The sequence below is a fragment of the Megasphaera lornae genome, from assembly GCF_000214495.1.
GTDB classification, from domain to species: domain Bacteria; phylum Bacillota; class Negativicutes; order Veillonellales; family Megasphaeraceae; genus Megasphaera; species Megasphaera lornae.
The window spans coordinates 20,182-38,748 of the sequence record NZ_AFIJ01000036.1; the positions used below are offsets into that span (position 1 = coordinate 20,182).

An 18,567-nucleotide genomic window follows, 5' to 3' on the forward strand; every position below is an offset into this window, starting at 1 on the left:
AATTACATTCCTAAAAAATGCCGGAAGAACAGAAAAATCCTTTATCGGACTCTTCTGTTCCTCCTCTAAATAATTAAGCGGAGAGTTTTTTACGACCTTTCAAACGGCGTCTTTTTAATACCATACGGCCCCCCTTGGTTTTCATTCTTTCACGAAAACCGTGCGTTCTTTTTCTCCACAATGTATTCGGCTGATATGTCTGTTTCATATGAGACACCTCCTTTATTGCACTAGACCAGCAATATGAATTTACACCATAACAGCATAATTATATTCAAAAAGACTGTTACTGTCAATTATTTTTCCATATTTACACTTTATTTTTATCCTAACCCCGCCCTTAAAATAAACCTGTTTTTTATTAAACTTGCCCCCTTCCCTTCTTTTGTTGTAAAATGTGGATAGAAAAATATTTATTAACATCATATCCACATTTTGTGGATAAATTGTTTTCAGTCCGAAACATAGTATTTACGTATGTTTTCGGACTTTTTTAGCCGAACGTATACACTGCTGTGCTCATTTTTCATCCACAATACGTATAGACTTACTTTTTCTATTTACTTTTTTTCCACAAAATAATCCCCTATAGTATCCACTTTTATATACACAAAAAATAACCGTTACTTCTCCTACTATAGCTGAATTAATGATAATAGCATAATGTTTTTAATCCCCATTTATCCACAAAAATGTAATCGTACAGATAGGAATGATCATGATGAAAGAAATGGATGTAACTTCTTTATGGATCGGCATGTTGGCGCAATTAAAACAAGCCTTGCCGCCGACTATTTACAATACTTGGATTGAGCCGTCTTTGTTACCTTATTCATATGAAAATAATCAACTTATTCTTGATACGGCACAACAATTTTTGCGTACCTATTTAAGTAAAAATTATTTAGAAGATTTAAAGCAAGCGGCACTTGCCGTAACCGGCACGCCGACAGAAATAAAATTGATTTGCAGTGCTAAAGAACCGATTCCTACAGAACCGGCAGTAGCGGAAACCATTCATATCAAAGATACCCGCGAGCCGCAATCTGTCGACAAAAAAGAGCCTCTTCAGCCGCTATCCTTACGAGGTACCGCCAATACGATCGACAGTGCTCCCGACTTATTAATAAAAGAAGCAAAATCCCTGCCTATTACGGAAAACACAACGCCGGAAAATCAACTGGACGCTTCTTATACATTTGATAATTTTATTGTCGGCAACAGTAATCGTTTAGCAGTTGCTAAAGCATTTGCCGTTGCCGATGCACCGGGACGTAAGGAATTTAATCCTTTATATATATATGGTGCCAGCGGATTAGGAAAAACCCATTTAATGCATGCAATCGGCCATCGTATTTTAGAAAAATTTCCTCATATGCGTTTACGCAGTATTACCAGCGAAGACTTCGTCAATGAATTTATCAAATGTATTCAAGATAAAAATACCGAAAGTTTTCGTCGTCAATATCGAAATATAGATGTCTTATTAGTAGATGACATTCAATTTTTAGGGCGTGGTGACAAAGACAGCTCGAAAGAAGAATTTTTCCATACTTTTAATAAATTACAACAAGATAAAAAACAAATTGTATTAACCAGCGATCGACCGCCGTTGGATATTGAACGCATGGAAGAACGTTTACGAAGTCGCTTTCAAAGCGGCTCCGTAGCTTGGATTGATCCGCCCGATTTGGAAACCAGAACGGCTATTTTAAAAACCTGGGCAGAAAAAATTCATTTGTCTATAGATAATGAATCAATAAATTATATTGCCGCCAATGTAAGTGAAAATATTCGTGAATTAAGCGGCGCATTTAATAATATCCAAGTATTGGCTTCTGCCGAAAAAGCACCGGTCACGTTATCTATGACCCAACGTGCCATACGATATTTAGTAAATAATCAAGAAGAAAAAAAATATGTCTCAACAGATGAAATTATTAATACGGTTTGTCAATTTTATTCGGTTACATATAAAGATATTATGGGAAAAAAGAAAACCAAAGACATTGCGTTGCCGCGACAAATTGCGATGTATTTATGTCGTGAATTGACGGAACATACGTATCCGCATATAGGTACCGTATTCGGCGGGCGTGATCATACAACCGTTATGCATGCTTGTTCTAAAATAAGTCAAAAAATGAATGAAAATGATCATTTTAAAGAGTCTATTGATAAATTAAAACAACACGCCTTACATGGGGATAACTGACGGCATAAACCTGTTTATACTTTGGGGAAATTTATTTTATTTAAAAATTTTGTGAATTTGTGGATAGTTTGAAACTTGTTATACACAGGTTGTGCACATTTGTGGATAGCGTAATTATGCGCCTTCTATTTATTTATCCACAAACTCACAGGGCCTATTATGATGATTACTATTTTTTAAAATTTTTTAATTTATATATTCTACGTCAAAAAGGGGATACAAAAATGAAATTAACACTGACAAAAGAAGATTTAAATAAAGGATTACAAACCATTGCAAAAATTGCCCAAAGTAAAACCAACAATCTGCAATCAAGTAACGGATTTTTACTGAAAGCATTACATAATGTAATTGAAATTCAAGCCAATGATTATGAAATGGGCATTAAAACTATTGTTCCGGGAATTATTGAAGAACCCGGAGAAACGTTTATAGCCAATCCGTACTTAATTGAACTGATTCATAAACTGCCGAGTGATTCTGTACAACTTTGTAAAAAAGATACAGATACCAAATTACTTATTATCGGCGGCAGTGTTAAATTTGAATGCGCCACTATGAATATCAGTGATTTTAATGAAGTGGAAATTGTAGAATCCGGATACGCTCAATTTACAACCAATAGTATTATTCTGAAAGATTTAATTGATCACACTTCTTTTGCCTGCTCTACTAATACGGAACGACCTATTTTTATGGGAACGCATTTAGATGTAGAAAAAAACAGAATCAATATGGTCGCTACCGATACCCATCGTTTGGCTTTAAAAACGTATATGTCGGAAACGCCGATTACTACTCCTATTAAAGTAACAATTCCCAGTCGGTTATTAATGGAAATCAGTCGAAATTTACCGATAGATATACCGGAACCGGTAACGATTACAGCAGTTCGGAATTATTTAGCCATACGCTTTAGTAATGTATATATTAAAACGCGATTGATTGAAGGCGAATATCCGAAATATGAACGCGTTATTCCGAAAGATTTTCAATGTACGGTCACGACCGATCGCGCAGCTTTTACCTCTGCAGTAGAACGTGTTTCTTTAGTCGTTCAAAATCCGCAATATAATTTAATTAAATTTTCTTTTTCACAAAATCAAATTAAATTGATGAGCCGTCATCCCGACTATGGTGTTGTAGAAGATCTTGTCGCATGTGATATGACGGGTGAAGATCTTACCATATCTTTTAATAGTAAATATATTTTAGATTTATTAAAACATTGCCATGAAGAAAAAATTATTATTAATTTACGCACGCAAAGTCCTGTATTAATTAAGGATAAAGATGATTCTTCTTGTGTTTTTGTAGTTACACCGATGAGGGAAAAATAATGGAAAAAATAAAAATTAATACAGCTTATATACAATTGGATCAATTTTTAAAATGGGCGGGCGTATTGCCTAGCGGAGGAGAAATACGATTTTTTTTAGCGGCACATAAGATATCGGTAAATCATATGCCGTGTCAGGTGAAACGGAAAAAATTATATCCTAATGATATTGTAACCATTACCGATGTGGGAGAATGGCAGTTAGTAGGAGAGGAATCATGAAAATAACCGGTGTCCGTTTGTTCAATTTCCGAAATTATAAAAATATGGAATTGAATTTTCATAATATGATTCATATTTTTTATGGAAATAACGGACAGGGAAAAACAAATTTATTGGAATCTTTATATATTGCGGGCATCGGAAAAACCTACAGAGGTATTGCCGATCGTGAATTAATTCGGTGGGAACAAGAGGAAGGATCGATTATTGTTAGATTTTTACGCAATCATGTGGAACAACAAGTAAAAATTATTTTATCCCGTGTATCTTCCAAACAACTTTGGATTAATGAAACCAAAACGATTGGACGTGAATTTTTCGGCAGTATTCCGGAAATACTTTTTTCTCCGGATGATCTTCAATTAATCAAAGGTGCTCCTTCTTTACGAAGAAAATTTATGGATATGGAATTATCGCAAGTTAATCGTATGTATTATCGGTGTCTTTTACAATATAATCATATATTGGCGCAACGAAATGCTTTATTAAAAGAAGTCCGTTATGATAAAAATATTTCTTTTGCAGAATGGGATACGCAACTTGCCGTATTAGCAGCGGACATGGTAAAAAAAAGATTGGAAATGTTAAAAAAATTAATGTATTAGCAGATAAAATCCATAAAGAGTTGACACAGGGAAAAGAATCTCTGCATGTATACTATAAACAGCCGTATAATCAAGACCGTCATACGGTAATTTTGCAAGCGTCGCAGTATGCCCGTTTATTGCAGGAAAATATAGCGGCGGATAGTTATAAAAACGCTACTTCCATCGGACCTCATAGAGATGATTTTACCTTTTGTATCGAAGGGAAAGAGGCTAAAAAATATGCTTCTCAAGGACAACAAAGAACGGCAATCTTATCATTGAAATTGGCTGAACTTGAATTTGTATATTCGGAAATCGGTGAATATCCTATATTACTATTAGATGATGTGATGAGTGAATTGGATTTGTTAAGAAGAAAACAATTATTACAATTTGTTCATCAGCGTATACAAACTTTTATTACTACTACCGATCCTTTACTTTTTTCTATGTTGCAGGAGGGATGTCAGTGGAAAATAGAAGACGGAAAGGTTATTCAATATGAATCATAAAAAAGGAACTTTGGAACCGGTCGGCGTATCATTAGCGGATATTTTGGAAAAAAATCATTTAGCCGTTCCTTTAAAAATATTTTTATTAAAAAAAGATTGGCAAAAAGTGGCGGGAGAACAAATTGCAGCTTTTTCTTATGTGCAAAAGCTGCATGGCTTTGTGTTATATATCGGGGTATTGAATTCTGTATGGATGCAGCATCTTTTTATGTATAAACAAAAATTAATACAAAATATTAATCAGTATTTAGAAGAAGCAATAGTCAAAGATATTCGGTTTGTTCATAGCGGTAAAGAAAAGACAAGTTCTATATATTCGGAAAAAACAGATCGTAAAACATCTTCTGTATCTATAAAAAATCAAGTGTTGTCGAAAGAAATTGTAGATAAAATTCAGATGGAAACGAGTCATGTGATTCCTGAATTGAGAGATATAATACGAAAAGTACGATATACACAAGAAAAAAAATACAAGCTTATCGTCAAATGGGCATAAAAAAATGTCCCAAATGCGGGAATTGGTTGGATCATGGAGAAAAAATTTGTTTATTTTGTCGTTTACAGGAGCGGCATGAATTTAAATATAAAATTCGTAAAATAATTCTTTCTATGCCGTGGATTTCTTTGGAAGAATGTATTACGCAAGGATACGTGCCTCAAGGATGTAATTCTTTTACAGAATTATACAATGAAGTACGAAGAGATTGTATTTATCAATATATTGAGAAAATTCACTTTAATGTAGACACGTCGGAAGATGATTTGGTTTTAGCCTTATTAATTACACGGTATAAACCGACAGAAATAACGGATGAATTTGTACAGCGATTAACAGAAAAATACAGACAAGCGAAAAAATCTGTAAAACAAGAGGGGAAATAAGTATGTATCTTCATATTGGCGGTAATTACATGGTGAATATTCAATCTATTGTGGCTTTTTTTAAAAAGCATCCTAAACGATCGGAAAAAAGTAATCCTTTGCAAAAATATTATCGTCCTTTAATTTTTGTACATACAGAAAAAGATACGCCTGTGCGTTCTTATATTGTTACGGAAGAATATATTTATGCATCCCCTCTTACTTTAAAGACACTGATTAAACGGTATATAGGATGTTTTTCTAAGATTGCTTATAGAAAATAACTGGTAAAAAAATATGTATTTGCGTTATAATTAAATATAGAGCGTTACGTATAGAGGAGGAAGAAGGTATGGCGGAAGGCGAAAAAAAAGATTACGGTGCTGAACAAATACAGGTATTGGAAGGGTTGGAAGCGGTTCGTAAACGTCCGGGAATGTATATTGGCAGTACCTCTTTACGAGGACTTCACCATTTAGTATATGAAGTGGTAGATAACAGTGTAGATGAAGCCTTGGCCGGATTTTGTACACATATAGAAGTTACGATTGAAGCAGATAACAGTATTACTGTCAGTGATAACGGCCGCGGCATTCCCGTGGCCATGCATAAAGTCGGAAAACCTGCCGTGGAAGTGGTATTAACGGTATTACATGCAGGAGGGAAATTCGGCGGCGACGGCTACCCTATTTCCGGCGGCTTGCATGGTGTAGGGATTTCGGTAGTTAATGCGTTGAGTATACAAACGGAAGTAAAAGTAAAACGGGATAATTATTTGTGGGACATTTCTTTTGCCAGAGGGATTACGGAAAAAAAGTTAACTAAAACACGTGCGTTGGAACCGGGCGAAGAAACGGGGACAACGGTTCATTTTAAGCCGGATCCGGAAATATTTCCCGATGTCGTATATGATTTTGACACGTTAAAAACACGGCTACGAGAATTAGCTTTTTTAAATAAAGGGTTACATATTACGTTAACGGATAATAGAGAACATAACAAACAAGAAGTATATTGTTATGAAGGCGGTTTAATTTCTTTTGTACAATTTTTAAATGAAAATAAACAAGCCGTTCATCCTACGGTAATTCCTTTGGATGGAGAAAAAAATCAAGTTATGGTAGATATTGCCATGCAATATAATGACGGGTACAGTGAAAATATATTAACATTTGTTAATGATATTTTTACCGAAGAAGGAGGAACTCATTTAAGCGGTTTTCGTTCGGCATTGACGCGAACGATTAATGATTACGGACGTTCCGCCGGTATTATTAAAGAAAATGAAGATAACCTCTCCGGAGAAGATGTACGAGAAGGATTAACGGCTATTGTCAGCGTCAAAGTCAGAGAACCTCAGTTTGAAGGACAGACCAAGACCAAGTTGGGAAACAGTGAAGTAAAAGGAATTGTTGATACGCTGGTTTCGGACGGGTTGCGGGAATTTTTCGGAGAACATCCTGTAGAAGCTAAAAGTATTGTAAATAAAACAATTACCGCTTCCCGGGCTCGGCAAGCGGCACGACGGGCAAGAGAATTGACACGTCGTAAAAATGCGTTGGAAATCAGCAGTTTACCGGGAAAATTAGCCGATTGTTCGGAAAAAAGTTCCGAACGAACGGAAATTTATTTGGTCGAAGGTGATTCTGCCGGCGGTTCCGCGAAACAAGGGAGAGATCGAAAGTTTCAGGCTATTTTGCCGTTACGCGGTAAGATTATTAATGTAGAAAAAGCCAGGTTGGATAAAATTTTGGCTAATGAAGAAATTCGTGCTATGATTACCGCTTTCGGTACGGGAATCGGTGAAGAATTTGATATTACGAAACGGCGATATGATAAAATTATTATTATGACGGATGCCGATGTGGACGGAGCACATATTCGTACGTTGTTGCTGACCTTCTTTTATCGCTTTATGAAACCGTTAATTACGGAGGGCCATGTGTATATTGCCCAACCGCCTTTATATCAAGTACGAAAAGGCAAACAAATGTGGTATTTTTATACGGATGAAACGATGAATGCCAAATTGGATGAATTGGGAAGAGATACGAATAATATAGTCGTACAGCGATATAAAGGGCTGGGGGAAATGAATCCGGAGCAATTATGGGAAACAACGATGGATCCGGAATATCGGACTATGTTACAGGTTCATTTGGAAGATGCCGTAGAGGCCGACAGAATTTTTTCCGTTCTCATGGGAGATAAAGTTGAACCGCGACGTCAATTTATTCAAGAAAATGCCAAAAAAGTTCGTAATCTTGACTTATAATAAAAAAATAACTTCTGCAGAACGGGCGGAAGTTATTTTTTTGTGCTGTTCGGATACTGGAAATAAGGTATAATGAAAACAATACCATTTAATAAGGCTGGTGATCGTAGTGGAATATTCCTTAGGAAAGCAACTGTGTATTATTGTTCTCCTGATTTTTGCGAACGGTATTTTTTCTCTTTTAGAAATGGCGGTAGTAAGTTGTCGTAAAGCTCGTTTGGAAACGATGGCTGAAGATGGCGGCAAGGCCGCTTCGATTGTATTAAAGTTACAAGAAAATCCCAATAAAATGTTTTCTACTGTACAATTCGGTATTACTGTAGTCGCATTATTAACAGGTGTATACGGAGGTACAGAATTGGCATCTCCGTTAGCTGCCAGGATTTCTCATTTTTCTATAGCGGCTCCTTATGCACATACTATCGCATTAACGGTAATTGTAGCCGTTATTACGTATTTATCTATTATTTTTGGGGAAATTGTGCCCAAGCGTATTGCGATTGATAATCCGGAAAGCGTATCCTGTATTTTGGCACGTCCTATGTTGTATTTTTCTTTACTATGTACACCGATTGTTTGGATTTTAGCCGCCTCTACGAATGCAGTGACGAAAATATTGGGAATTTCACAACATATATCCGCGCCGGTAACGGAAGAAGAAATAAAATTATTATTGGAACAGGGGGCTAAATTAGGAGCCTTTGAAAAAGAAGAGCCGGAATTGGTAGATCGTGTTTTTCGTTTAGCCGATATGGATGTGAGCGATATTATGACGAATCGTATGCAAATTGATTGGCTGGATATAGAAAATGAAGAATACGATATTATGAAAGAAATGTTGTCCTTTAATCATAATAATTTACCGGTAGGAAAAGGCTCTTTAGATGATTTTTGCGGTATGATATCTGTACAACAAGTTTTTAAATGCTATTATGAAGCGGTAAAAGAAAAAAAATAATTTCTATTCAACATATTTTACAACAATGTATATATAAACCTCTTTATGTTCCCGAATCTATGGATATTATGAAAGTGGTGGCTTTGTTTCGGGAACATAGTGTGCATGAAGGCGCCGTCTTGGATGAATATGGAAATTTTACCGGCATTGTGACTTTGCATGATATTTTAGAAGAATTAGTCGGTATTATGCCTGCAGGAGAAGAAGAGAAAAAAGAAGAAGCCAATAAAATTATTTGTCGTAATGACCATGAATGGCTTATGGACGGATTACTTACGATTGAAGAATTTAAAGATTTTTTTAAACTGGAAGAAGAATTGCCGGAAGAAGAGGAAGATTTATATAAAACCTTGGCCGGCTTTATTGTGTACGGATTAGGAAGGATTCCTAAAGAAACGGATACGTATGTATGGAAGAATTTTACGTTTGAAGTTATGGACATGGATCATCTTCGTGTAGATAAGATTTTGGTTATTGTCGGGAAAAGTGATAAAACGGAGAAAACTGTAATGTAGATACCAAGGATCGGTAAATAAATAGGAACAGAAACAATAATTTTTCATGTAAATGGTTTACAAATCAGAAAGTATGTGATACAATTTGAACATAAGATATTAGTTCTTATTATCATAAAGAACTAAGGGACACTGTTTTTTAAGGAGGTACTTTACATGGAAAAATTGATTGAGCAATTGAATGCGTATATGGCTAATTTGGCGGTTTTGCATCGTAAGTTGCAAAACTATCATTGGAATGTAACGGGACCGCAATTTTTTACATTACATGCGAAACTGGAAGAATACTATACGCATGTGAATGAAGGTATCGATGTTGTTGCCGAAGAAATCTTAAAATTACAAGGCGAACCTCTGGGTACGATGGCATCGTATTTGAAGATTGCTACGTTGAAAGAAGCGGAAAATAAAAAAATTTCCGCCGATGCCGTAGCTAAAAGTGTTATTGCGGACTTTACAACGATGAAAAAACAAATTTGTGATATAAAAGCGGCGGCGGATGCAGCGAATGTGTATGAAGTATCGACCATGGCTGATGATTTTATTGCGGAATACAGTAAAGCGATTTGGATGCTGCGTCAGTCACAAGAATAAATAAAATATAAGAAAATATATAAAGAAAAGGACAATACATGTATATTGCCCTTTTTCTTTATATAAGCCTATTATTTTGCAGTAAGGAGGCAGCATGGATACGTTACAAGGCGTCAGTGCCACTTCGTTATTAACGCTGTATGTGCGAGCGATAGATGCGTCTACGGCGCAACCTGTATTGGGAGATAAAAAAGCGGGAGCGATTTGGCGTCAGGTAAAAGAAAGTATTGATTATACATCCTGGAAAACCGCTAAAAAATCATATTACGGTATTTTAGCACGGGCCTTTATTATAGATAGAGAAGTAAAAAAATTTTTATCCTTACATCCGGATAGTATTGTCATTTCGTTAGGGTGCGGGTTGGATACGCGATTTTATCGTATTGATAACGGCTTTATTGATTGGTATAATGTTGATTTTCCTGAAATTATTCATTTGCGCGAACAATTTCTTACACCGCATAAACGAATTCATAACATAGGCGCTTCCCTTTTAGATGCGGCATGGGCGAAACAAGTCGATACTATAGGAAGACCGGTTTTATTTGTCAGTGAAGGGGTTTTTATGTATTTCACAACATCGGACATTCAAAAGATTTTACAGATTTTACAAACTAATTTTTCTTGTTTTACTATGTATATTGACTTATTATCCAAGTATTTAGTACATCATTCCAAACAACATGATATGTGCAGGTATATGGAAGCCGAGTTTACTTGGGGCTCTCAACACGGTAAAGAAATCGCTATGTGGGCGCCTCGGATAAAACAAACGGATTTGCTTTCTTTTACTCCGAAATTATTGCAAATCGGTCCGTGGTATTGGCGATTCATGGCGCCTATTATGTATATGTTAAACAATCGTTTGGGGATATATGAATATAAAAAATAAAATAATGACCTTGATTCTTGAAGTAAAGAATCAAGGTCATTATTTTATTGCAGTTGCCGGATAACGGCTTGGGTATATTCTTCCGTCGTTGCTGTTCCCCCTAAATCGGGAGTGCGTATATTCGTAGTTTCCCATACGGTTTGTACCGCTTTTTTTATACGTTGGGAAATTTCCTGTTCTCCTGTGTGTTCCAACAGCAGGCAAGCGGAAAATAATAAAGCCGTCGGATTGGCAATATGTTTTCCGGCAATATCCGGCGCACTGCCGTGTACCGCTTCAAACATAGCATAGGTTGTACCTATATTCATAGACGGTAATAATCCTAAGCCGCCAATCAGTCCGCCGGTTAAATCGGAAACAATGTCGCCGTATAAATTAGGCATTACCAACATATCGAATTGTGCAGGGTGCATCACTAATTGCATACAGAGATTATCAATAATTTTATCCTCCGCTATAATATGGGGATATTCTTCGGCAATCTGATAAAAGGTATGTAAGAATAAGCCGTCGCTTTGTTTTAAAATATTCGCTTTATGTACACACGTCAATTTTTTTCTATGGTGTTTTTGGGCATACGTAAAGGCGGCGCGAATAATTTTTTCACTGGCTTTTCGGGTAATGAGTTTGACAGCATGAATCGTATCCGCATCCATAGCATATTCCACGCCTATATATAAATCTTCCGTGTTTTCTCTAAAGGTAACAATATCCACATCGGGAAAGGGGGTGGGAATGACTGCGGAACTGCGTGCCGGTCGGATATTTGCATATAAAGCATATTTTTTTCGCAGTGTTACATTTAAGGAACGAAATCCTTTACCGATTGGCGTGGTAATAGGCGCTTTTAATAATAGCTTGGTTTTTTCAAAAGAACGAAACGCGGCTTCCGGAATAAGCGCGCCGTTTTTTTTATATTCTTTTTCCCCTACTTCAAATTCTTCATAATCATAAGGAGCGTGGGCGGCTTTTAAAATTTGTAATACAGCGGCGGTAATTTCAGGTCCTATTCCGTCGCCTTTAAATACAGTAATTGATTTCATCAGCGTTCCTCCCAAGGAATATAAGATTCCAAATGGCCTACATATTTTCCGGCAGGCCGAACAATTCGATTGTCATATAATTTGTGTTCAATGTTATGAGCCAACCAGCCTACAAAACGACTGATAACAAATAAAGGCGTGTATAAATCGCGCGGAATGCCCAATAATTCATAGGCAAAACCGCTATAGTAATCAATATTACAGCAAATATCCGTTTCTTTGGTTTTACTTAAATAGGATTTAGCTATTGTTTCAAAGCGTTCATAAAAAGTAAAAATATGTTCTTTCTTTTTTTCTCCGGCCAATATTTTACAATAGTTGCGAATTAATTCCGCACGCGGATCACTTAAAGTATAAACGGCATGTCCGAATCCATATACCAAACCTTGACGATCAAAAAATTTTTTTTGTAATAAAGATTGAATACAAGCGGTTATTTCCTGATCCGAGGCGTAGGGACCTATTTCTTTCAGGATCGCTTCCATCATAAGGGACACTTTTATATTCGCACCGCCGTGTCTGGGTCCTTTTAAAGCCCCGATAGAAGCGGCCATGCCGGAATAGATATCCGTATTCGTGGAAGAAACGACAATATTGGCAAAGGTTGAATTTGTACCGCCGCCATGATCGGCATGCAGGAATAAGAGTAAGTCCAATACTTTCGCTTCTTGTTCGGTAAATGTACAGGAGGGACGAAGCATGGCCAGAATATTTTCTGCCGTGGAATAATTACTGCAAGGATAATGAATTACTAAACTTTGTCGTTCGTAATAATGCATTTTTGACATATATGCGTATACGGCGATAGACGGAAGTTTACTCATAATGTTTAATCCTTTTTGCAGGGTTTGATAGACATCCGTATTGTCAGGGTCCGAATCGTAGTTATACAAAGTCAATAAACAATGTTGCAATTTGTTCATTAAATTTTTTCCCGGTAAGCGTAATAAGTTCATTTCCAGAAAGTCATTCGGCAAATCATAGTTTTTTTGTAATATAGCACAAAAATCGGTTAATTCCTGACGATTAGGCAAATAGCCGAAGAGTAACAAAAATGACGCTTGTTCATATAAATACCCTTGATAGGATTCTTTGGTTACCAAATCGTCAATATTAATCCCGCGATAATAGAGAATTCCCGGACAGTTTATTTTTTTTCCTTCTTCATCACGCGTATAGCCGATAACATCGGCTATACGCGTTAATCCTACAAGAACTCCTGTGTGATCTTCATTTCGTAAGCCTCTTTTTACGCCATATTTATTATACCAAACACGGGGGATTTGTGTATAATTTTGAGATTTACCATAAAATTGTGCTAAATAAATACTATTATCTACCATGGACATCTCCTCTTTTTTAATTAATTATTCTTTTTTTATTATAAATTATAAAATAATAAGAGAGGTGTAAAAAATAATAATACCTATAGATTATATGAAAAATATATGTTATTATAACATAAAAATAAGATAAAAAAATAAAGTAAAAAATAAAAATCAATGAATTTAGAAATATACTGACAGTTTTAAATGTACATTATATGTATGAAAATATAAATAATTTTCTGTATATGAAATTTTATGACTTTGGATTTTACATAAAGAAATAAGGAGTGACCGATATATGATTACTTTATATGGGGAAGGCGTATATGTTATAAAGGGAAAAGATCCGGTGCCGGCACATGAACAAGAACAGAAAATAGGAAAAGAGATGGCGGCGGCATATAGAGACAAGGCAAAACAAGGGACGATTTCTTACGGTATTTTACAAACTCATAATAAAAGTAAAAGTGCCGATCTATTGCAAATTCAATTTGATGCTATGGCTTCTCACGATATTACGTATGTCGGTATTATTCAAACGGCCAAAGCATCGGGAATGCATCGATTTCCGTTACCGTATGTATTGACGAATTGTCATAATTCTTTATGTGCAGTAGGCGGCACAATCAATGAAGATGATCATGTATTCGGATTGTCGGCCGCCAAAAAATATGGCGGTATTTTTGTTCCGCCTCATATTGCCGTTATTCATCAATATATGAGGGAAAAAATGGCCGGCTGCGGGAAGATGATTCTCGGGTCGGACAGTCATACTCGCTACGGTGCATTAGGTACTTTGGCGATCGGTGAAGGGGGAGGCGAACTGGTAAAACAGTTATTGCAAGATACGTATGATATTCCGTATCCGGAAATTATTGCCGTATATCTTACGGGGACACCGGATCCGGCAGTGGGGCCTCACGATATTGCGTTAGCTATTATCGGTGCCGTGTTTAAACAAGGATATGTAAAAAATAAAATTATGGAATTTATAGGACCTTCCATAAAACATATGCGTACGGATTTTCGTAACAGTATTGATGTCATGACGACAGAAACCGCTTGTTTATCTTCTATTTGGCAAACGGATGAAGATACGGAACAATATTTATCTTTACATGGACGAAAAGAGGCGTATAAAAAATTGGCGCCTCATGAAACGGCATATTATGACGGCATGATTTATGTGGATTTGAGTAAAATTCGTCCGATGATTGCGTTACCTATGCATCCCAGCAATGTATTTACTATTGACGAATTTAAACGACAAGCCGGGGATATTTTGCGGATGACGGAAAAAGATATTCAAAAACGAATAGGGGGAAATAATTCTGCCGCTTTTTTAACGGATAAATTGCAAGATGGAAAATTTTATGTACAACAAGGAGTGATTGCAGGATGTGCCGGCGGTAATTATGGCAATATTGCCGCCGCCGCCCATGTGTTGGCACATAAAAATTGCGGCAATGATATGTTTTCTTTAGAAGTATACCCATCTTCCCAACCGGTGTATATGGATTTAATTCGTAAAGGTTGTGTCACTTCGTTAATGGCGGCCGGAGCGGTAGTGAAAACCGCTTTTTGCGGTCCCTGTTTCGGCGCCGGCGATACGCCGGCCAATAATGCGTTCAGTATTCGCCATACAACACGTAATTTTCCCAATCGTGAAGGATCGAAACCGGGGAACGGACAATTTTCGGCAGTGGCATTAATGGATGCGCGTTCTATTGCGGCTACTGCCGGCAATGGCGGCTGTTTGACCTCGGCGGAAGGTTACTTGGATGAGTATGTGGAACCGGAATATATATATGATGATATGGTATATAATAAAAGAGTGTATGAAGGATTCGGGAAAGAAAAAAGTGATACGGCTTTAATATATGGTCCCAATATTAAGGATTGGCCGGAATTACCTCCGTTACCGGAACATCTTGTCTTGAAAGTTTGTACTAAAATTTCGGATCCTGTCACTACTACGGACGAACTCATTCCGTCGGGAGAAACCTCTTCTTATCGATCCAATCCGTTAGGATTGGCCGCTTTTACTTTATCACGAAGAGATCCTGACTATGTTATGCGGGCGAAAGCCGCGGCAATGTTGGAAGAAATAAGAAAGAAAGAAGTTGCTGAAGACCGGTATGCGGATTCTGTGTTAAAAGAAATACATAAAAAAATGAAGATTGTCGTAGGATCTGCCGATTGGAAAGATACGGGTATAGGCAGTTTAATTTATTGTGTCAAACCGGGGGACGGTTCGGCAAGGGAACAAGCTGCCAGCTGTCAACGCGTCTTAGGCGGGGCGGCAAATATTTGCCGGGAATATGCCACGAAACGATATCGTTCCAATGTGATTAATTGGGGGATGTTACCGTTTCAATTAAAAGAGGAGGCTTCTTTTTCAGTAGACGAATATATTTTTATTCCTTTTGTGCGTTCTCGCTTACAAGAAGGAAAGTTGCATTTTACAGGATATATTTTAGATCATACCGTGCGTCCCGTTTCGTTATATATAGAACCGTTGACCGAAAATGAAAAAAATATTATTTTATCAGGTTGTTTGATTAATTTTAATCGACAACGAAAACAAAACAATATATAAATTTACCATGCCCTTCCGGCGTTGTTTTTTTGTGCAACGTGGGCGGGCATTTTTTTATAAAAATTTTTATATTGTTTTTTCGGGGCAGCGGCGTATAATAAAAGACCCTACAGAAAATGATATAGAGGAGTGATGGGATATGAATAAACGGGTTGCAACATGGGCGGTCGCAGCGGCTGTTCTTTTTGCGGTTCCGGTATGTTTACAAGCGGCAACACCGGTAGTAACGATTGAACGAGTTACGGCGAATACCGCCGATGTTGCCAATGAAAGTATACATTGGTTGGCACCGGCGCAAGGAAGGTGGTACTCGACGAAAGGACATGCGGCGGCATATATTAAAGGCAATCTATTTAACGGATGTTTAGTTACGGACGGTGACAATATGACGGAAGATTATCCGCGTAGCGGTAATTTTTATATTACAGAGGCCGCCGGAAAACGACAAATTCATTTGGATTTATTAGGACATAATATACATCAATACTTAATTATTAATGATCATCAGGCTCTGCGGCGTTCTGCCAAAGCGGATTATAATGAAACGCTGTGCGGTGCGTATTTGGGGATGACGGACCAAGAGATTATTCATCTATTCGGCGCTCCCGATCGGGTAGCGGAAGATCAAGGTATGGAACGATGGCAATATAGTCATCCGCATCTTTCTTTATTTGTAAAAGGAGGTATTTTGTTAGCTGTGCGCGCGTATGCGGATAGCGGCGCTTATTTCGGAAAAAGCGGCTTGACCGTGACGGCGCCTTGTAGTGTTTTTGCAAAAACCTATGGTTGGACACAAGTACCGCAACGACCGGCGGCGGAAGATATACAATCCCCGGCTTTTTCGTTGGGAAAAGGTGAATTTTTACGTTTCGGTAAAGAGTATACGGAATTAACGATCTTTTCTTAAAAAAACGATACCTCCTATAGTTTATAAGACCGTTTTGGCGGCTAAACATAAGGAGGTATCATTTTTTATTCTAACGGTCGGTCGTCGATAACAGAAGAACCCCGATCCCGCGGCTTCGTACGATAATATTTTTTCCAAGCGCGATAAAAGGTGGAATATTGTGTAAAGCCGCATTCATAACAGATTTCCGTTAAGGGCAGTCCGGCATTCATATAATGTTTGGCAAGGATTAAACGCCGGGTAGTAATATATGTGCCGACGGAATACCCTGTTTCCTTTTTAAAGAGATGCATTAAATGATCGGGACTGACATAAAATTGTTCCGCTAATATGGGGATGGTCAGTTTTTCTTTTAAATGGCAGTGAATATAAGACATGATCTGTTGTATTTTTTCATTATGATTACCTAATTTTACGGTAGTTACGGTTTTTTTCTTTAATCCCTCCGATAAATACAGCATAGCTTCTAAAAAAATAGTGTCTTTTAATAATTTATTTTCCTGTCCTTCATACCAGGTTTGACGGAGTCGACGAATCGTATCCGCCAAGGTTTCGGTTTGTGAAGATTGGCGTAATACGGGCGCATGAGAAGGAGCAAAAATAGGGGAAAAATCGCAAGCTTTTTGTTGATAAGTATAAAGCCATTCCGGAGCGATATAGGCAATGATTCGTTCATATAATTTTTGATCGGAAATAATAGGGCGATGTAATTGGCCGGCGGCAACGCAAATAATATCATAAGGTTTTAAAATGTATGATTTTCCTTCTACTTCATAGGTTACGTTGCCTTGTAAAAAAAAAGTTATTTTATGAAAATCATGGTAATGGTAGGGACATATCCATTCGGTACTATCCTGAACATAAAAAAGTTTTAACGGTTCTTGTAAATAGCCTGTTTTTTTGTACATGATCATACCTCGTAAGCATAAGACAGCAGTATTTGCAATAAGTATAGCATTTTTTATATATTTTTACTATTTTCTGTTATTGTATGATAGCTGTATAATAACCTTTTAACAACAGGAGGGATAGCTTATGAAGTTTGTAAAAATGCACGGGTTGGGAAATGATTTTGTGTTTATTGAAGATAAAGCGGGAAAAAATAAAGATTTTTCGCAATTGGCCGTGAAGATGTGTAAACGGCATACGGGTATCGGTGCGGACGGTCTTATTGTCATTGTTCCTTCCGAAAAAGCGGATGTTCGCATGCGCATTATTAATGCGGACGGCAGTGAAGCGGAAATGTGCGGTAACGGGATTCGGTGTTTTGCAAAATATGTATACGATCATCATATTATGGCAAAGGAAGAATTTACGGTAGAAACGTTGGCCGGTATTATGAAGCCGAAAGTGCTGACGGGAGAAGACGGGAAGGTGCAATTGGTTACGATTAATATGGGCAAACCCTTCCCGGAACGCCGAAAAATTCCTATGAACGGGCCGAGCGGAACGGTTATTAATGAACCGTTGACAGTGGACGGTAAAGAGTACCGCATTACCAGCTTACTTATGGGCGTACCGCATACGATGATTTATGTAAAGGATGTGGAGCAAGTCGATTTACCCGTCTTGGGTCCTAAATTTGAAACCCATCCGGCATTTCCTAAAAAGACCAATATGAATTTTGTTCAATGTATAGATTCACATACGATTAAAGTTCATACTTGGGAACGCGGCGCCGGCGCCACCTTGGCTTGCGGAACCGGTTCATAGTAGGACT

The 18,567-nt window shown here is 37.3% G+C and carries 19 protein-coding genes and 1 pseudogene; 16 read left to right on the forward strand and 4 right to left on the reverse strand.

Annotated features, from left to right (window positions below):
• Positions 1–73: 73 nt before the first annotated feature.
• Complete coding sequence (rpmH, locus tag HMPREF1039_RS05815; protein WP_007391465.1) at positions 74–208, reverse strand: 50S ribosomal protein L34; 135 nt, start codon at positions 206–208, stop codon at positions 74–76.
• Positions 209–718: 510 nt separating this feature from the next.
• Here rpmH and dnaA point away from each other — a divergent pair.
• The 13 genes from dnaA to HMPREF1039_RS05875 all read left to right on the forward strand — a co-directional run bounded on the left by dnaA (position 719) and on the right by HMPREF1039_RS05875 (position 10,970).
• On the forward strand, positions 719–2,215 hold the full coding sequence (gene dnaA / locus HMPREF1039_RS05820; RefSeq protein WP_007391473.1) for a chromosomal replication initiator protein DnaA: 1,497 nt from the start codon (positions 719–721) through the stop codon (positions 2,213–2,215).
• 224 nt (positions 2,216–2,439) lie between these two features.
• Positions 2,440–3,555 carry a DNA polymerase III subunit beta gene (gene dnaN / locus HMPREF1039_RS05825; RefSeq protein ID WP_009369608.1) on the forward strand — a complete coding sequence of 372 codons (1,116 nt, stop codon included), beginning with the start codon at positions 2,440–2,442 and terminating at the stop codon, positions 3,553–3,555.
• On the forward strand, positions 3,555–3,776 hold the full coding sequence (locus HMPREF1039_RS05830) for an RNA-binding S4 domain-containing protein (RefSeq protein WP_007391495.1): 222 nt from the start codon (positions 3,555–3,557) through the stop codon (positions 3,774–3,776). The genes dnaN and HMPREF1039_RS05830 overlap by 1 nt, the downstream gene beginning before the upstream one ends.
• The gene (gene recF / locus HMPREF1039_RS08390) at positions 3,773–4,381 is read left to right on the forward strand and encodes a DNA replication/repair protein RecF (protein ID WP_007391500.1); all 609 of its coding nucleotides are present in this window, start codon (positions 3,773–3,775) and stop codon (positions 4,379–4,381) included. The genes HMPREF1039_RS05830 and recF overlap by 4 nt, the downstream gene beginning before the upstream one ends.
• 20 nt (positions 4,382–4,401) lie before the next feature.
• Positions 4,402–4,875, forward strand: coding sequence for a DNA replication/repair protein RecF (locus HMPREF1039_RS08395; RefSeq protein ID WP_007391487.1), 474 nt, complete (start codon positions 4,402–4,404; stop codon positions 4,873–4,875).
• Positions 4,865–5,371 carry a DUF721 domain-containing protein gene (locus HMPREF1039_RS05840; RefSeq protein WP_007391496.1) on the forward strand — a complete coding sequence of 169 codons (507 nt, stop codon included), beginning with the start codon at positions 4,865–4,867 and terminating at the stop codon, positions 5,369–5,371. The genes HMPREF1039_RS08395 and HMPREF1039_RS05840 overlap by 11 nt, the downstream gene beginning before the upstream one ends.
• The gene (locus HMPREF1039_RS05845; RefSeq protein WP_007391478.1) at positions 5,362–5,757 is read left to right on the forward strand and encodes a hypothetical protein; all 396 of its coding nucleotides are present in this window, start codon (positions 5,362–5,364) and stop codon (positions 5,755–5,757) included. The genes HMPREF1039_RS05840 and HMPREF1039_RS05845 overlap by 10 nt, the downstream gene beginning before the upstream one ends.
• 2 nt (positions 5,758–5,759) lie before the next feature.
• Positions 5,760–6,020, forward strand: a complete 261-nt coding sequence (locus HMPREF1039_RS05850; protein ID WP_007391486.1) for a DUF370 domain-containing protein — start codon at positions 5,760–5,762, stop codon at positions 6,018–6,020.
• 68 nt (positions 6,021–6,088) lie between these two features.
• Positions 6,089–8,011, forward strand: a complete 1,923-nt coding sequence (gene gyrB / locus HMPREF1039_RS05855; RefSeq protein WP_007391509.1) for a DNA topoisomerase (ATP-hydrolyzing) subunit B — start codon at positions 6,089–6,091, stop codon at positions 8,009–8,011.
• Positions 8,012–8,111: 100 nt separating this feature from the next.
• Positions 8,112–8,969 (forward strand): hemolysin family protein, encoded by an 858-nt coding sequence (locus HMPREF1039_RS05860; protein ID WP_232217177.1) that lies wholly within the window; start codon positions 8,112–8,114, stop codon positions 8,967–8,969.
• A gap of 59 nt (positions 8,970–9,028) precedes the next feature.
• Positions 9,029–9,484, forward strand: a complete 456-nt coding sequence (locus tag HMPREF1039_RS05865; protein ID WP_007391471.1) for a transporter associated domain-containing protein — start codon at positions 9,029–9,031, stop codon at positions 9,482–9,484.
• 156 nt (positions 9,485–9,640) lie between these two features.
• Positions 9,641–10,078, forward strand: coding sequence for a Dps family protein (locus tag HMPREF1039_RS05870; protein WP_007391490.1), 438 nt, complete (start codon positions 9,641–9,643; stop codon positions 10,076–10,078).
• A 94-nt stretch (positions 10,079–10,172) separates the two neighbouring features.
• Complete coding sequence (locus HMPREF1039_RS05875) at positions 10,173–10,970, forward strand: class I SAM-dependent methyltransferase (protein ID WP_007391505.1); 798 nt, start codon at positions 10,173–10,175, stop codon at positions 10,968–10,970.
• A gap of 44 nt (positions 10,971–11,014) precedes the next feature.
• Here HMPREF1039_RS05875 and HMPREF1039_RS05880 read toward each other — a convergent pair whose 3' ends face one another.
• Together HMPREF1039_RS05880 and HMPREF1039_RS05885 are read right to left on the reverse strand one after the other, a co-directional pair.
• Entirely contained in the window at positions 11,015–12,013 is a 999-nt protein-coding gene (locus tag HMPREF1039_RS05880) for an isocitrate/isopropylmalate dehydrogenase family protein (RefSeq protein WP_007391494.1), read from the reverse strand.
• Positions 12,013–13,356, reverse strand: a complete 1,344-nt coding sequence (locus HMPREF1039_RS05885; RefSeq protein ID WP_007391484.1) for a citrate synthase — start codon at positions 13,354–13,356, stop codon at positions 12,013–12,015. The genes HMPREF1039_RS05880 and HMPREF1039_RS05885 overlap by 1 nt, the downstream gene beginning before the upstream one ends.
• Positions 13,357–13,639: 283 nt before the next feature.
• Here HMPREF1039_RS05885 and HMPREF1039_RS05890 point away from each other — a divergent pair, with 283 nt between their 5' ends.
• Complete coding sequence (locus tag HMPREF1039_RS05890; protein WP_007391464.1) at positions 13,640–15,940, forward strand: hydratase; 2,301 nt, start codon at positions 13,640–13,642, stop codon at positions 15,938–15,940.
• Between the two features lie 139 nt (positions 15,941–16,079).
• Positions 16,080–16,847: a hypothetical protein gene (locus tag HMPREF1039_RS05895; RefSeq protein ID WP_007391504.1), complete on the forward strand. Its 768-nt coding sequence runs from the start codon at positions 16,080–16,082 to the stop codon at positions 16,845–16,847.
• 65 nt (positions 16,848–16,912) lie between these two features.
• Here the strand turns inward: HMPREF1039_RS05895 and HMPREF1039_RS05900 are convergent, their stop codons facing one another.
• Positions 16,913–17,755, reverse strand: coding sequence for an AraC family transcriptional regulator (locus tag HMPREF1039_RS05900; protein ID WP_007391470.1), 843 nt, complete (start codon positions 17,753–17,755; stop codon positions 16,913–16,915).
• A 127-nt stretch (positions 17,756–17,882) separates the two neighbouring features.
• Between HMPREF1039_RS05900 and dapF the strand changes: the two are divergent.
• Positions 17,883–18,557 (forward strand): annotated as a pseudogene (dapF, locus tag HMPREF1039_RS05905) (diaminopimelate epimerase); the annotation flags it as partial.
• Positions 18,558–18,567 lie beyond the last annotated feature (10 nt).

Bases quoted from the DNA above. Each gene is read 5' to 3' on its own strand.
- HMPREF1039_RS05885 (WP_007391484.1), bottom strand. From the start codon at position 13,356: ATGGTAGATAATAGTATTTATTTAGCACAATTTTATGGTAAATCTCAA.
- HMPREF1039_RS05875 (WP_007391505.1), top strand. From the start codon at position 10,173: ATGGATACGTTACAAGGCGTCAGTGCCACTTCGTTATTAACGCTGTAT.
- HMPREF1039_RS05880 (WP_007391494.1), bottom strand. From the start codon at position 12,013: ATGAAATCAATTACTGTATTTAAAGGCGACGGAATAGGACCTGAAATT.
- HMPREF1039_RS05895 (WP_007391504.1), top strand. From the start codon at position 16,080: ATGAATAAACGGGTTGCAACATGGGCGGTCGCAGCGGCTGTTCTTTTT.
- HMPREF1039_RS05850 (WP_007391486.1), top strand. From the start codon at position 5,760: ATGTATCTTCATATTGGCGGTAATTACATGGTGAATATTCAATCTATT.
- dnaA (WP_007391473.1), top strand. From the start codon at position 719: ATGATGAAAGAAATGGATGTAACTTCTTTATGGATCGGCATGTTGGCG.
- gyrB (WP_007391509.1), top strand. From the start codon at position 6,089: ATGGCGGAAGGCGAAAAAAAAGATTACGGTGCTGAACAAATACAGGTA.
- HMPREF1039_RS05830 (WP_007391495.1), top strand. From the start codon at position 3,555: ATGGAAAAAATAAAAATTAATACAGCTTATATACAATTGGATCAATTT.
- HMPREF1039_RS05890 (WP_007391464.1), top strand. From the start codon at position 13,640: ATGATTACTTTATATGGGGAAGGCGTATATGTTATAAAGGGAAAAGAT.
- HMPREF1039_RS05845 (WP_007391478.1), top strand. From the start codon at position 5,362: ATGGGCATAAAAAAATGTCCCAAATGCGGGAATTGGTTGGATCATGGA.
- rpmH (WP_007391465.1), bottom strand. From the start codon at position 208: ATGAAACAGACATATCAGCCGAATACATTGTGGAGAAAAAGAACGCAC.
- recF (WP_007391500.1), top strand. From the start codon at position 3,773: ATGAAAATAACCGGTGTCCGTTTGTTCAATTTCCGAAATTATAAAAAT.
- dnaN (WP_009369608.1), top strand. From the start codon at position 2,440: ATGAAATTAACACTGACAAAAGAAGATTTAAATAAAGGATTACAAACC.
- HMPREF1039_RS05900 (WP_007391470.1), bottom strand. From the start codon at position 17,755: ATGTACAAAAAAACAGGCTATTTACAAGAACCGTTAAAACTTTTTTAT.
- HMPREF1039_RS05870 (WP_007391490.1), top strand. From the start codon at position 9,641: ATGGAAAAATTGATTGAGCAATTGAATGCGTATATGGCTAATTTGGCG.
- HMPREF1039_RS05840 (WP_007391496.1), top strand. From the start codon at position 4,865: ATGAATCATAAAAAAGGAACTTTGGAACCGGTCGGCGTATCATTAGCG.
- HMPREF1039_RS05865 (WP_007391471.1), top strand. From the start codon at position 9,029: ATGGATATTATGAAAGTGGTGGCTTTGTTTCGGGAACATAGTGTGCAT.